The 14,180-nt window shown below is 62.7% G+C and carries 12 protein-coding genes; 4 read left to right on the top strand and 8 right to left on the bottom strand.

Features of this window, described 5'->3' with window-relative positions:
* Positions 1–5: 5 nt before the first annotated feature.
* A complete protein-coding gene (dld, locus tag P3T23_RS36150; protein WP_429320856.1) occupies positions 6–1,748 on the bottom strand; it encodes a D-lactate dehydrogenase in 1,743 nt (580 codons plus the stop codon).
* Between the two features lie 155 nt (positions 1,749–1,903).
* Between dld and P3T23_RS36145 the strand changes: the two genes are divergently transcribed.
* From P3T23_RS36145 to P3T23_RS36135, 3 genes are all read left to right on the top strand, one after another.
* Entirely contained in the window at positions 1,904–2,803 is a 900-nt protein-coding gene (locus P3T23_RS36145) for a LysR family transcriptional regulator (RefSeq protein ID WP_429320855.1), read from the top strand.
* Between the two features lie 189 nt (positions 2,804–2,992).
* Positions 2,993–4,291, top strand: coding sequence for a TAXI family TRAP transporter solute-binding subunit (locus P3T23_RS36140; RefSeq protein WP_429320854.1), 1,299 nt, complete (start codon positions 2,993–2,995; stop codon positions 4,289–4,291).
* 137 nt (positions 4,292–4,428) lie between these two features.
* Positions 4,429–5,592 carry an acyl-CoA dehydrogenase family protein gene (locus tag P3T23_RS36135; protein ID WP_429320853.1) on the top strand — a complete coding sequence of 388 codons (1,164 nt, stop codon included), beginning with the start codon at positions 4,429–4,431 and terminating at the stop codon, positions 5,590–5,592.
* A gap of 68 nt (positions 5,593–5,660) precedes the next feature.
* Here P3T23_RS36135 and P3T23_RS36130 read toward each other — a convergent pair whose 3' ends face one another.
* From P3T23_RS36130 to P3T23_RS36100, 7 genes are all read right to left on the bottom strand, one after another.
* Positions 5,661–7,019: an aspartate aminotransferase family protein gene (locus P3T23_RS36130; protein WP_429320852.1), complete on the bottom strand. Its 1,359-nt coding sequence runs from the start codon at positions 7,017–7,019 to the stop codon at positions 5,661–5,663.
* 115 nt (positions 7,020–7,134) lie between these two features.
* Entirely contained in the window at positions 7,135–8,481 is a 1,347-nt protein-coding gene (locus P3T23_RS36125) for a glutamine synthetase family protein (protein ID WP_429320851.1), read from the bottom strand.
* Positions 8,482–8,582: 101 nt separating this feature from the next.
* Positions 8,583–9,140, bottom strand: coding sequence for a helix-turn-helix domain-containing protein (locus P3T23_RS36120; RefSeq protein WP_429320850.1), 558 nt, complete (start codon positions 9,138–9,140; stop codon positions 8,583–8,585).
* A gap of 14 nt (positions 9,141–9,154) precedes the next feature.
* On the bottom strand, positions 9,155–10,444 hold the full coding sequence (locus P3T23_RS36115; RefSeq protein WP_429320849.1) for an NAD(P)/FAD-dependent oxidoreductase: 1,290 nt from the start codon (positions 10,442–10,444) through the stop codon (positions 9,155–9,157).
* Positions 10,445–10,707: 263 nt separating this feature from the next.
* Positions 10,708–11,388 (bottom strand): alpha/beta hydrolase, encoded by a 681-nt coding sequence (locus tag P3T23_RS36110; RefSeq protein WP_429320848.1) that lies wholly within the window; start codon positions 11,386–11,388, stop codon positions 10,708–10,710.
* 30 nt (positions 11,389–11,418) lie between these two features.
* Complete coding sequence (locus P3T23_RS36105; protein WP_429320847.1) at positions 11,419–11,808, bottom strand: MAPEG family protein; 390 nt, start codon at positions 11,806–11,808, stop codon at positions 11,419–11,421.
* A 55-nt stretch (positions 11,809–11,863) separates the two neighbouring features.
* Positions 11,864–12,760 (bottom strand): LysR family transcriptional regulator, encoded by an 897-nt coding sequence (locus P3T23_RS36100; RefSeq protein ID WP_429320846.1) that lies wholly within the window; start codon positions 12,758–12,760, stop codon positions 11,864–11,866.
* Between the two features lie 99 nt (positions 12,761–12,859).
* Here P3T23_RS36100 and P3T23_RS36095 point away from each other — a divergent pair, with 99 nt between their 5' ends.
* Entirely contained in the window at positions 12,860–14,164 is a 1,305-nt protein-coding gene (locus P3T23_RS36095; protein ID WP_429320845.1) for a CitMHS family transporter, read from the top strand.
* Positions 14,165–14,180: the final 16 nt, after the last annotated feature.

Raw genomic sequence — 14,180 nt, 5'->3', positions numbered from 1 at the left:
TGCCCTCAGGCAGCGACGGTTTCGCGATAGTTCGCGAACTTCGATGTCTGGCCGATCCCCGGGTTGAAGCAGTTGCACGGATCGAGTTGCTGATAGAACGCGGCGAGCGCGGGCTTCGCATGGTACAGATGACCGACGTTGTGTTCGGCGGGATATTCGGCGCCGCGTCGATCGAGCAGCTGCCACATTTTGTGTTCGACCTCGAGGCAGTCGTTCCCCTTTCTGACGATGTAGTCCTGGTGGAACACGTGGCACAGGAAGTGGCCGTAGTACAGCTTGATCGCGATCGTCTCTTCGATATCCGGCGGCAGCGTTTCGATCCAGTCGCGGTCATTGCGACGCAGGGCAATATCGAGCGCTACGATGTTCTCGACTTCCTTCGTATGCACGGCGCGATAGCGGACCGCGGCGCCGGCCGCGGCGAAGCGGTGCAGGAACGCTTTCCTGCCTTCGTCGTCGGTGCATTCGAAATAACCGCCTGTGGCCTTCGCGAAGTAGCCGGCGAGGAACACGCGCGTTTCATCCACGCTTTCTGCTGCCACTTTCAGCATCAGGTGATGCTCGTACCTGTTGCGGTATTCCTTCATGCGCACCGGCAGATGACTCAGGAATAGACGGCTCGCCGTCTGCATCACGCGGTCGGTGAAATGCGCGGGGAAGAAGCCGAGGCGATCGAACAGTGCGTCAAAGCGGCTTTTCAGACCGAACAGCGCAGGCAGGCGCGAGGTGCCGAGCCAGTTGATGGCGAGGAACGTGTCCTTGCCGTACTTCTCCGCAATATCGAATGCATCACGATGCAGGTATTCGCCCGAGATCGGCAGATGTTTGAACGCGTGCAGCGCATGGCGACGGATGTCGGTGAGTTCGTCGGGCTGGTTCGTGCCGATATAGAACACCTTCGCGTTCTGCTCGATCGGGAACGTATCGAGCCGCACCGCGAACACCATCACCTTGCCGGCCGAGCCCGACGCCTCATGGAGGCGTTGCGGATCGGCGTTGAAGCGCGCGGGCGTCCCGGCGTCGATCTCGCGCACGTGGCTCGCATAGTGGTGATCCGAGCCGGCGCCTGCATCGTGACGGACATCGGCGTCCAGGAACGCGCCGCGATCCAGCCGGCCGAGGATGTCGTCGGGTGCGCGGCCGAGCTGGATGCCCAGATGGTTGATGAGGTTCAGCTTGCCCGCTGCATCGACCCGCGCGAATACCGCCATTTCCGTGTATGCCGGGCCGCGCTGCACCAGCGCGCCGCCCGAGTTGTTGCAGACGCCGCCGAACACCGACGCGCCGATGCAGCTGGACCCGATCACCGAATGAGGCTCGCGGCCAAACGGCTTCAGCGTCTTTTCCAGCTGGTCCAGCGTCGCGCCGGGCAGGCAGACGACCTGTTTGCCGTCGTCGATCACGTAGACCTTTTTCATCCGCGTGGTGCTGACGATGACGATGTCGCGATCGTAGCCGTTGCCGTCAGGTGTCGAGCCGCCCGTAAGACCCGTGTTCGACGCCTGCGCGATCACGATCACGTTCGCCGCGATGCATGCCTGCAGCACGTTCCATTGCTCGACAAGGGTGCCGGGCCGCACGACCGCGAGCGCCTTGCCTGCGCCGAAGCGAAAGCCGGTGCGGTAGCGGCGGGTCGCGCTCTCGTCGGTCAGCACGTGCTGCTTGCCCACGATGTTGCGCAGGCCTGAAATCAATGCATGGTCGGCGTTGGCCGGGTGGCCTGCCTGTGCTGCACGGTCTGCGGACATCGGATTCTCCTCATGAACATTGCGCGCGACACGCACCGGCTTTCCGTCGGAAATTCGCGGCTGGAGCCCGCGACGCGTCGAATTGAGGAGGAGGTTAGAATCTTGCCGGCTATTAGTCCAATATCTTGAAACTGCATTTTGGAGACGAAAAAGATATGGAATTTCGTCAGTTGCGCTACTTCCTCGCTGTCGCCGAGCACCTGCATTTCACGGATGCCGCGGCGCATCTGGGCATCGCCCAGCCGCCGTTGAGCCAGCAGATCCTGAAGCTCGAGCGGGAAATCGGCACCCAGCTGTTCATCCGGCACCCGCGCCGCGTCGAACTGACCGAAGCGGGAAGGCTGCTACGCGAGAGCGCGCGGCGCATCGTCGAGGATGCCCAGCAGGCGCTCGTTGAAGCACAGAACGCAGGGCGCGGCGAGACTGGACACCTGTCGCTCGGCTTTGCGGGCTCGACGGTTTTTCATCCGGCGGTCGCGACGACGATGCAGAAGTATCGGCATGCGTACGAGCGCGTCGCGATCAGTTGCGAGGAAAGCAATAGCACGCTGCTGCTCGACAAGGTCGGCGAGCGGCACATCGATGCCGCCCTGGTGCGCATGCCGCTCGATTGCCGCGATCTGGTCGTCGAACCGCTTGTCGACGAAAACATGATTGCGGTGCTGCCCGCAAACCACCGCTTGAACCGGCAGCGGCGAGTCGATCTGGCGGACCTCGCGGGCGATCCGTTCATCCTCTTTCCGCGGCCGATCGGTCCGGATCTGTACGATTCGATCATCGGCGCCTGCCGCGAGGCCGGCTTTGCGCCTTCGATCAGCATGGAGTCGCCACAGATCTCGTCGGCGGCGAATCTGGTCGCGGCGGGCTTCGGCGTGGCGGTGGTGCCTGCGTCGATGCGGCAGGTCCAGGTGAAGGGCGTGACGTATCACGAACTGCAGGGCAAGCCGCTTTCTTCGGGCATCGCGTTGATACACCGGCCGCGCGAGAAGTCGCCAACCGTACTGAACTTCGTCAGGATTTTGCGGCAGCAGAGGGCGGCCGCGCGACGATCCTGATCGCGCTATCCGACTTCCGCAACGAACCACTGATTGACTGAAGCGAAGCGGACAGCGCGCGAAAATGCGCGACCGTCAGCAGCGGGCAATCTGGTATCGTAGGCTTCACACCATGCAGGGGGGCCTGACGAGAGAGGGCCAACGATGCCGAGGCACAACCCAGCGCTTCAACGTAGCCAGAAACCCCCCATGACACCGGGGCGCAGGCGGTTTCTCGTCGTCTGCGTAGTCGTGCTGCTGGCCGCGCTAGGCTGGTCGCTGGCGGCAGCGCTCAAACCTGCCATCCAGCGCACCATCGTCATCACTAGCGGAGCGGACGGTGGTATTTACCGTGGCTTTGCGGATCGCTATGCACCCCTCCTGAAGCGCGAAGGCATCACGCTCGATATCCGTGGCTCGTCGGGTTCGGTCGAAAATTATCAGCGGCTCGTGAACCCAGACAGCGAATATGAAGTGGGTTTTATCCAGTCGGGCACCACCAGTCCGAAAGAAACAGACAACCTGCAGACCATCGCCGCCGTTTCGTTCGAACCGATCTGGGTGTTCTATCGCGGCGACGCTACCGTCGACCGGCTGGTGCAACTGCGCGGCAAGCGGATTTCCATAGGCGTTCCGGGCAGCGGGCTGCTTAACGTCTCCCAGGTACTGCTGGGCTATAGCGGCATCACCGCCGGGAACACCACACTGCTGCAAATGGATGCGCCCAAGGCATACCAGGGGCTCGAAAATGGCCAGCTCGATGCGGCTTTCTTCATCGGCAGGCCTGACGCCGCGATGCAGAAAACGCTGCTGAACAGCGATCTAAAGCTGATGAGCTTCGCCCAGGCCGATGCCCTGGCGCAAAAATTCCCGTCTCTCACCAAGGTTATTTTTCCGCGCGCCTCGACCAGCGTCGTCAACGATCTTCCGCATGCTGATGTCACGCTGCTCGCCGCCACGGCTTTGCTTGTGTCCAAAGACACGCTGCACCCGGCGCTCGTCTACCTGCTGCTGGATGCGGCCAAAACGGTCCACGGCGGCGAAGATTACTTCACGCCGCTCGGCACGTTTCCCAACCTGAACACCGAGGAATTTCCCGTTTCCGACGAAAGCACGCGCTTCTTCAAATCCGGTCGTCCGTTCCTGCAGCGCTACCTTCCATTCTGGCTGGCCAGTCTTATCGAAAGGCGGCTCTTGATCCTGCTTCCTTTCGTGGCGCTGATACTCGGTTTGCTGCAGGCGCTGCCGCGCATGATCGAGGCGCGGATAAAAAGGCGGTTCGTGGTCTGGTACCGTGAAATCAAGGCGCTCGAAGACGAAGTGTGGAAAAGCAGCCAGCCGACTCTTCACCAGATCGCACAATGGCGCGATGAAATCGAGAGCATCGATGCGAATGCCAGCCAGATACGGATTCCGTATCGCTATTTTCAGGATGTTTACGCCCTCAAGCAGGCGATCGGCATCGTGCGGGACCGGATTTCGCAGGTGGCCGAGAAGATGAGGGAATAGTTGGGCGGCCACAAGCCAGTCGCCCGCTGTTCACGCTGACGCCCGTCTACGGAATCAGGAAAAGACGGAGTGACGCAGCAGGCGGGCCGATGCTTGAATGCAGGATCCAACGTTTGATCCACCGACCAGGACTGATCATGGACTTCACACTTTCCCCAGAGTTGATCGAACTGCAGGGCCGCGTACGCACGTTCATCAAGGATGCCGTCATTCCGTTCGAGAACGATCCACGGTGTACTGCGCACGGACCGGACGAGGCGCTTCGCGCGGAACTGATCGGCATGGCGCGCGCAGCCGGATTGTTGTCCAGCCATGTTTCGAGAGAATTTGGCGGATTGGGTCTCGGGCACGTTGCGAAAGCGATTTTCTTCGAGGAAGCGGGCTATTCGCCGTTGGGCCCTGTCGCGCTGAACATCGCGGCGCCCGACGAAGGGAATATGCATCTTCTCGAAGCAGTGGCGTCACCAGATCAGAAAGAGCGTTGGCTGCGCCCGCTGGCTGCCGGGCAGATACGCTCCTGCTTTTGCATGACCGAACCCGCGCCGGGATCGGGTTCCGATCCCGGCATGCTTCAGACCGTGGCGACGAAAGAGGGCGACGAGTATGTGATCACGGGCGGCAAGTGGTTCATCACGGGCGCCGAAGGCGCGTCGTTGGCCATCATCATGGCGAAGCTCGCCGATGGACCCGCCACCATGTTTCTCGCGGATATGAAGAGCGCCGGTATCGTGATCGAACGATCGATGGGGTCGCTCGATACGTGCTTTCCCGGCGGCCACGGTGTGGTGCGTTTCGACGGGCTGCGCGTTCCGGCGTCGGACGTGCTCGGTGCGCCCGGCGAAGGCTTCAGGTATGCGCAGGTGCGTCTGTCCCCGGCGCGGCTGACGCATTGCATGCGCTGGTTAGGCGCCGCACGGCGCGCGCACGATGTTGCGTCGGCATACGCGCGTGAGCGGGAGGCTTTCGGTAAAAAGCTCGGCGAACATGAGGGCGTAGGCTTCATGCTCGCCGACAACGAGATGGATCTGCACATCACCCGTCTCGCCATCTGGCACTGCGCGTGGGTTCTGGACCAGGGCGCGCTGGGCAAACACGAGTCGAGCGTGGCAAAGGTCGTGTCGTCCGAGGCGTTGTGGCGAACGGTTGATCGATCGGTTCAGGTGCTGGGCGGGCAAGGTGTGACGCACGAAACGGTAGTCGCGAGAATTTTTGCCGATATGCGCGCGTTTCGAATCTACGACGGCCCTTCGGAAGTGCATCGGTGGAGCATCGCGCGCCGGATACTGCGGGGCGCCGCCTGAGCATTGAACCTGATAGCGTCTGGCGTCGTCCGTTCAACAGGGGCGCGGCGCGAACCGCGCTCAACGATTCAGACGAGTTCCGCAAGGCAGGCGTCGAAGGTGGCGATCAGACGGTCGACGTCCGCTTCCGACGTTTCCGGGCACACCAGCATCATGTTGTGAAACGGCGTGATCAGCACGCCCCGATTGAGCATATACAGGTGAACGATGTGCTCGAGTTCGCCATCCAGTTGCCGGCCGGCGGCTGTGCCGTTACGCGGTGGCGTCGAGGCGAACTGGAATTCGGTGCGCGCGCCGATGCGCGTGACACACCACGGCAGTCCGTGACGGACGATTGCCTCTTCGAGGCCTGTCGCGAGTCGCGCCGCGAGTGCGAACATGTGCTCATAGGCCGCATCGGTCATGACCTCCTCGAGTGTCGCGCGGATCGCGCGCATCGCCAGCATGTTCGCGGTCAACGTCGTGCCGACACCGGAGTGCCCGGGCGGCGCCTGAAGCTTCGCTCTCTCGGCGGCTTGGGCGAGCGCCGCGCTAAAGCCGTACACCGCACACGGCACGCCGCCGCCGACCGGCTTGCCGAGCACGAACAGGTCGGGCTCGATGCCGTGCGCGACCGAGTAGCCACCCGGACCGCTACTGATGGTATGTGTTTCGTCAATGGCCAGCAGGGTGCCGTGGCGACGTATCAGTGCGGCCGCCTCGCGCCAGTAGCTGGGGTCGGGCAGCACCATGCCGATGTTCGTCATGGCCGGTTCCGCCAGCACGCACGCGACTTCGCCATCCTTCAGCGCGTCCTCCAGCGCGGCGAGATCGTTGAACTCGACGACGCGCGTGTATTCGAGCAGATCGTGCACCTGCCCGATCAGACTGTCGCGTTGCGCGGAGCGTCCGTTCACGAGATCGACGAACACGTCGTCCACCGTGCCGTGATAGCAGCCGTTGAACACGACAATCTGCTTGCGGCCGGTTGCCGCCCGCGCCCAGCGGAGTGCAAAGCGGTTCGCATCGCTCGCGGTCATGGCGAACTGCCAGAAGGGAAGCCGGAAACGGCGCGCGAGTTCTTCGCTGACCCACACGGCATCCTCGCCCGGAAGCATCGTCGTGAAGCCACGCTCTGCCTGGGCGGCGAGCGCACGCGCGACGGGGGCCGGCGAATGGCCGAACATGGCGCCGGTATCGCCGAGGCAGAAGTCCGCATATTCATGGCCGTCGACATCGGTAAAGCGTGCGCCGTGCGCGCTCGCGACAAACAGCGAGAAGGGCGTCGACCAGTCGTTCATCCAGTGCAGGGGGACGCCGAACAGCAGATGGCGTTTCGCCTGAGCCGAGAGGGCGCGTGATTCTGGCATTGCATTCGCAAAAGCGATGCGTTCGCGTTCGAGCAGCGCCTGCGCACGCTGCCAGTTCACACCATGGCGGAGAGTCAATTGGGGTTCCTTTGACGATGGTTCAGGAAGCGCGTCGCTCGTGCGCCGCCGCCCTTCCTGCCGGGATGGTGAATGTTTCGGTTACGCCTGTCATGTCATGCGGGCGAAGGCCTGTTCACAGGAACCAGCGGTACTCGCGCGTACTGATTTCGTTCATGAAGTCCTGCTGCTCCTGACGCTTGTTTTCACAGTAGACCATGACGAACTCGTCACCCATTCCTTCACGTACGACCGGATCGTTCTGCATCGCGGCGACGGCGGCGAGCATGTCTTTCGGGAAGTCGATGCCACTCCCGCGATCTTCGTTGAGCGGCGCGATGGGTTCGAGCGCCGCGTCCAGACCGTGTTCCATGCCGGTGAGGATCGCGGCGAGGACGAGATAAGGGTTGGCGTCGGCGCTCGCCAGCCGATGCTCGATGCGCAGGTTGCGGGCATCCGACTCTGGGATGCGGATACACGCGTCGCGGTCTTCGAAACCCCAGCTGGCGCGGCTGGCCGCATTCACCATCGTGCCGTAGCGCCGGAAGGCGTTATGGTTGGGTGCGAAGACAGGCATGCAATGCGGCAGCAGCGCAAGGCACCCGGCCACGGCCTGACGCAGCGGACGTTGATTGTCGGCCGCCAGCAGATTGTTGCCGGCCTCGTCGTACAGGCTCACGTGCACATGCATGCCGCTGCCCGGCGCGTGCAGATACGGCTTGCCCATGAAGCTGGCCCGATAGCCTTGTTGCAGCGCCACGCCACGCGTGCTGCGGCAGAAGAGAGCAGACCAGTCGGCGGCGCGCAAGGCGTCGTTGTTGTGGGCGAAGTTGATCTCGAACTGTCCGGGCCCCAACTCCGCTGTGATCACCGTGGCATCCACGCCCTGCTCGCGGGCCGCTTCGACCATCTCGTGCAGCACGCTGGAAAAGCGTGACAGACGTTCGATGTGCATATTGGGCTGATCGTCCGGGTCGTCGCAGAGCCGGTCGCGCGGGTACTGCGGCAGGCCGTCTGCAAGCCGCGCCGCGAACAGGTAGAACTCCAGTTCGAACGCCACGACCGGACGGATGCCGCGCCGTTCCAGGCGTTTCAGCACACGGGCCAGCACTTCACGCGGTTCGAATTCGATAGGCGCGTCAGTGCCGTCCGAACTGATCAGCATCTGCCCCAATGGCTGGCTTTCCCATCGCACCGGCTTGAGCGTGCCGGGGATCAGGCGGCGTGTCGCGTCGGGATCGCCGTCCTTGAAGCAGTAGTCGCCGATCGTGTACAGCCCGCCTTGCGTGCCCAGCAGCACGCAGTTTTGTGGCAGCTTGAGCAGGGTGCCGGCCGCGACCTTCTCGAGGGCATCGACGGGATATCGCTTGCCATAGAAGTGGCCAGGAATATCCAGGCAGATGAGATCGACGTAGCGGACCTCGGGGTGAGCCGTACGGAACGTACGCACTTCGTTGATCAGGTCCGGGGTAGGGGAAGCCATGTTCTCGTCCTTCTCGTGCGACAAATGCTGAAAATAAGTAGACCAGATTTCCGTCAACGCAACGTCGGCCCGCTCGGCGAATTGCGACTGAGTCCCCGATCTCAGGTGAATACCCAGATTACCCGCGTGAGCTGGTCGGAAAGATTGGCGTAGCGAAACCGGGTATGCGCGGGCAGCTGGAAGGCGTCGTTGGGGCCGAGGGTGACTGGCTCTTCGTTCTCCGCCAGCCAGACGGTGAGTTCGCCTTCGAGGACGAAGCCGCCCTGTTCGTCGCTATCGTTCACGGGCCTGTCGCCGCTGCTGGCGCCGGGGGCGAGATGGCTTTCGAGAATGGAAAAGCGTGCGGACATGTTCGGCGACACCAGCACGTCGGTAATTCCAGCGGCGTAGTACACCGTGCGGCGTTCGCCGGGACGTGTGACCCAGGGCAGCGTGCGCGGCTTGCTCAGGCTGTAGAAATAGGTGGTGGGCGTGCCCAGAGCCTCGCCGATGGCGGTCAGGTCGGCCACGGTGGGACGCGAAAGACCGCGCTCGACCTGGGAGAGGAAACCCACCGAGCGACCGATCCTGTCCGCCAGGTCGCGCAAGGTGACTTTCTTGTGCTTGCGCAGATCGCGGATCAGGATCGCCAGACCTTCAATCTCTTCCTGCTCATTCATTGCAGCGTCCCCACTCAGACTGTGTCACGCAGACGGTACCAGGCCTTGCCGATGGCCTCCAGCGGCGCCGCCAGGAGTTCGCCGCCGGGAAAGCCTGCATTGCGGATGCGCTGGTATAGAGCCAGCAGGCGGTCGTCACCCAGGATGGCGTCAGCGACGGCACGCGCACCCGCCAGTGTCGGCAGCACGCCATGACCTGAAAAGCCCTGCAACCAGTAGCGCTGATTTTTGCGACCGATATCGGGCGTGCGCCGGATACTGATGTCGATATGCCCACCCCAGGCAAATTCGAGCTTCACGCCGCGAAGCTGCGGGAACGCCCGTTCGAGGTGGGGCCGGGTGGCTGCCGCGATGTCCTTTGGAATGCCGCCCAGGTATGTGCAGCCACCGCCGAACAGCAGCCGGTGGTCCGGGCTCAGGCGGAAGTAGTCGGGCACAAACTGATTGTCGATGACGCAACTATTGCGAGGCAACAACGAGCGGGCCAGGTCCGGTTCCAGTGGCGCCGTCGCGACCTGATAGGTGCCGACCGGCAGCAGGCGCTTCGACAGTTCGCGGTCGAGCCGGTCGATATAGGAATTGCAGGCAAGGACGAGGACATCCGCGCGCACCTCGCCGCGGTCGGTGCGCGCCACGTAGCCGGCGGGTGTTTCGCGGTATTCCAGTACGCGGCTTTGCTCGAAGATGCGCCCGCCGGCCTGCTCGATGGCGGCTGCCAGCCCTTGAGCCAGCTTCAATGGATTGAGATGCCCCGCTTCAGGATCGTACAGCGCCGCGCAGTAGCGCTCGCTCGCAATCCACTCCGGCATCTCCGCACGGGGGATGAAGCGCAACCGGTCATAGCCCCATTTCTCTGTCGCTTCCTCGAGGGCTTGCTGCAACAGGCCGACGCGGCGTGGCTTGACGGCGGTCCATAGACTGCCGGCGCGGTAGTCGATATCGAAGCCGTGCCGTTCCGGCAGTTCACGTATCTCACGGGCGGCCCAGCGCATGCTGTCCCATAGCTGGTGCGCCCCCGCAAGGCCCAGCGCGTTCTCCAGCGGTTGCATGTCGCAGGACCAGCCAGGCAACGCCTGCCCGCCGTTGCGGCCAGATGCCGCCCAGGCGACACGGCTGGCTTCGAGCACGGTAACGCGCCTGCCGGCCGACGCCAGCCGCAGCGCGGTTTGCAAGCCGCTGAAGCCGGCGCCGATGATCAGCACGTCGGTGTCGAGGCGCTCTTCCAGCGTTGGGCGAAGCGGAATGGGGGCCGCATAGGTGCCGGCGTAGTAGCTCGCGACGTGTTGAGCCGACTGATGGAACATGGTGTACCCGGGTGAAAAAATCAGTCGAAAAGTTCATGAAAAATTATCACGAAAATTTCATGCCGGCAAGCAGGGCGAATAAGAGGTATGTCTGCAACCGGAGGACGCCGTCATTCAGCGCGGAACGAATCAGGCATGGAGCAACCGTTCAACGAAGACCGCGCGGATCATTTTTATTCTGGTCGATGGCGTGTCTTCGGCCGGTCTCGATTCGCGTCGTAAGACGCGAGGCAACTAGCACTTACGATGCGTCGCCGAACACGTCAGGAGGAAGCCACGAGCCGCGCACCTAGCCACGTACGCAGCGCGTCGATCTCATCCTCGCACACCGAGTGCGGCATCGGATACGCGCTCCATTCAACCTTGCAACCCTGGGCGATTGCAAAGTCGCGCGCGGCTTCCCCCAACTGGATCGGCAATACGTCGTCGAATCTGCCGTGTGCGGCAAAGACCGGCGCCTGTCGGTTCGCCGCACTCAACTGGCTCTCGATAAAGCGCTGCGACGGCACATAACCGGACATCACGATCAGCCCGGCAAGCGCATCGGGGTGCGTCAGCCCCGCTGAATAGGTCAACGCCGCGCCTTGCGAGAAACCCGCGAGAAAGATGTTCGAAGTGGGAATGCCGCGCTGATTCTGCGCTTCGATCAAGCGGCGCACGGTCACGCAGGATGCTGCAATACCCGCCTCGTCGACCTCGCGGTTGATGCCCTGGAACGACCGGATGTCGTACCACGCGCGCATCACGTAGCCGTTGTTCGCGGTAACGGCAATCTCCGGCGCATTGGGAAACACGAAGCGTACGGCGGGTGCATCGGATAAATGCAGTTCGGGGACGAGCGGCACGAAGTCGTTGGCGTCGGCGCCGAGGCCATGCATGAGGATAACGGCGAACTTTGGGGCCGGCGCAGTTTCGATTTCGATGGTCGTCGACAGGTCGGTCATGATTTGCCACTCCTCAGCGTCAGGAAAAGTTCAGATGATCGGGATCAGTACAAGCAGGATACCGCCAAGCGACACGAGCCAGACCAGCGAGCGGATATACGAAACGCCCGCGGCATAGAGCGGCACATAAACGACACGCGCGATCAGATAGAGCCACGCGCCCCAATGCGTCAGCGCACCTTCGCGGTCTGCCACGTGGGCGATCAGGATCGCGGCGGCGAAAACCGGCAGGGTTTCGAAGAGGTTGCTTTGCGCGCGCATGAGCCGTCCCGTGACTTTTCCCACCGGTGCCCCTGGTTCGTCGCGTGGACTCGCGTTATAGGCGAGGCCACACTCGCGATTGCGAAGCATGGCTGGAACAAGCACCTGAACGAGGACAAGAACCAGGGTCCAGGCGAGGATGGTCAGCTCGATTGTCATTGTGTCTCCAGTCGTCAAGGTCGGGTGCGAAGACTCTATTGCGGTGCTATTGAACCTATGCAGCGTGACCGATTCTGTTCAGCATGGCCGCCACGAACTTCTCTGTCACGGGAGGCAGGGTGCGTCCACGCTTTTTGATCAGCGCGATCGGCCGGACAAAGGCTGCATCGTCGATTGGCCGGGCAACCAGCCCCGGCTCCGCCAGAACCTCGCGCGCCGTGTCCGGAAGAATGGTCACGCCCAGGCCCCCGCGCACCATCGCCACGGCAGTCATCATGTAGGTCGGCTCGCAGGTGATCTCGGGCATGTAACTTGCGCTCGCGAGCGCGGCGTCGACCACAGCCCTGACGCTCGTTCCCTGCGCCGTCAGCACCAGCGGCATGCTGACCAGATCCTTCAATCTGACACGCCGCCGTCGCGCAAGGGGGTGTTCCTTCGGGCACACCACAACGAGACGATCCACGCCGGAATGCAGGATTTCAAACGCAGCGTCCGACAGGTCGCCCCCTGTCAGCCCGATATCGACATCTTCGTTGCGCACCAGCGTATTCACCATGCTCGCCACCACGTCGCGGATATAGAAGCCAGCGTGCGGGACGTCCTTCTTCAGATCGAGAATCAGGTCGGGCAGCACGCTGGCAGCGAACGTCGGCAGACAGGCGATTCTCACCATGCCGCTCGAACCCTCGCCGAGCGCCCGCGCGTCGATCAACACGTGCTCCATGTCGTGCAGCGACTTCTGCAGGACCGGCAGCAGTTCCCGGCCGGCGGGCGTCAACGCGACGTTGCGGCTATTGCGGTCGAAGAGCCGCACGCCGACCGTCTCCTCCAGCCGGCGAATCTGCACGGTCAACGCGGGCTGGGACAGGTGCAGGCGCGTTGCCGCTCGCGTGAAGTTGCCCGTCTGCGCCACGGCGATGAAGGCACGAATATCGCGAAGATTGAGATCCATTACGTTTTTTGATTATTGCAATCAAATCATTTCAATTGCTTTATCGAATGACTGAAATTACGCTGGATCACACTAAAAGACAAGTCTGGAGACAAGCATATGCTGCCGTTACTCGGGCTAGCCACCATCACCGTCCTGCTCGGGGCGATCCTTTCGAAACGTATGTCGCCGCTGGTCGCGCTCATCATCGTGCCGATCGCGGCTTCGCTGATCGGCGGCTTCGGGCTGCAGACAAGCAGGTTCGTGATCGACGGTCTGAAGAGTCTCGCGCCGGTCGTCGGCATGTTCGTGTTCGCGATCCTGTACTTCGGGACGATTGCCGACGCGGGCACACTGGATCCGATCATCGACCGGATACTGCGGGCAGTCGGTACAAAGCCGACGCGCATCGTGATGGGAACGACGCTGCTCGCGCTGCTGATTCATCTGGACGGCTCGGGCGCCGTGTGTTTTCTGGTGACGATCCCCGCCATGCTGCCGCTCTATGACCGTCTGAAAATGGATCGACGCGTTCTCGCCGCCGCGGTATCGATGGCGGCGGGGATCAACTTCCTGCCGTGGACCGGGCCGATGATCCGCGCGTCGGCGTCGCTTCATCTGCCGATCTCGGCGCTCTTCAATCCGCTGATTCCAGTGCAGATCGTGGGCCTCGTCTTCGTATTCGGCATGGCGTTCTGGCTCGGCCGCCGCGAAGAGAAGCGTCTCGGATACTCCGGGGCGGACGGTTCGGTGCCGATGCCGAAACGCGAACTCACACCTGAAGAACAGGCGCTGCGCCGCCCGAAGAACTTCTGGTTCAACATCGTCCTGACGTTGATCGTGCTTGGCACGATGGTCGTGATGGGCGAGAAGATTCCACCGGCAATCATGTTCATGGTGGGTTTGTGCGTCGCGTTGATGGTGAACTACCCGAACGTGGATATGCAGCGCAAGCGGATCGACGCGCATGCACGCGCCGCACTGATGATGGCCGGCATCCTTCTCGCAGCGGGCGTCTTCACGGGCGTCATGCAGGGCAGCGGCATGCTCAAGGCGATGGCGCATGCGGCCGTCGGCTTCGTGCCGCCCGCCATGGCCAGCCATATTCCGGTCGCGCTCGGCCTCATTTCGATGCCGCTCAGCATGCTGTTCGATCCCGACTCGTTTTACTTCGGCGTGCTGCCAGTCGTCGCGGAAGTGGCTGGGCAACTCGGCGTGCCGGCGGTGCATGTCGGCCAGGCCGCGCTGCTGGGCCAGATGACCACGGGCTTTCCGGTGAGTCCGCTCACGCCGGCGACTTTTCTCGTGGTCGGGCTGTGCGGCATCGAGCTTGCCGACCACCAGAAATTCACGTTTCCGCTCCTGTTCGGCGCATCGATCGTGATGACGATCGCGTGCGTCGTGCTGGGCGTTTTCGCTGTATGAATCCTGTTCGATGGGC

Source organism: Paraburkholderia sp. GAS448 (assembly GCF_050435685.1).
GTDB lineage: Bacteria > Pseudomonadota > Gammaproteobacteria > Burkholderiales > Burkholderiaceae > Paraburkholderia.
The sequence above is the reverse complement of the archived record's forward strand: the minus strand, read 5'-3'. Positions and strand labels throughout refer to the sequence as shown.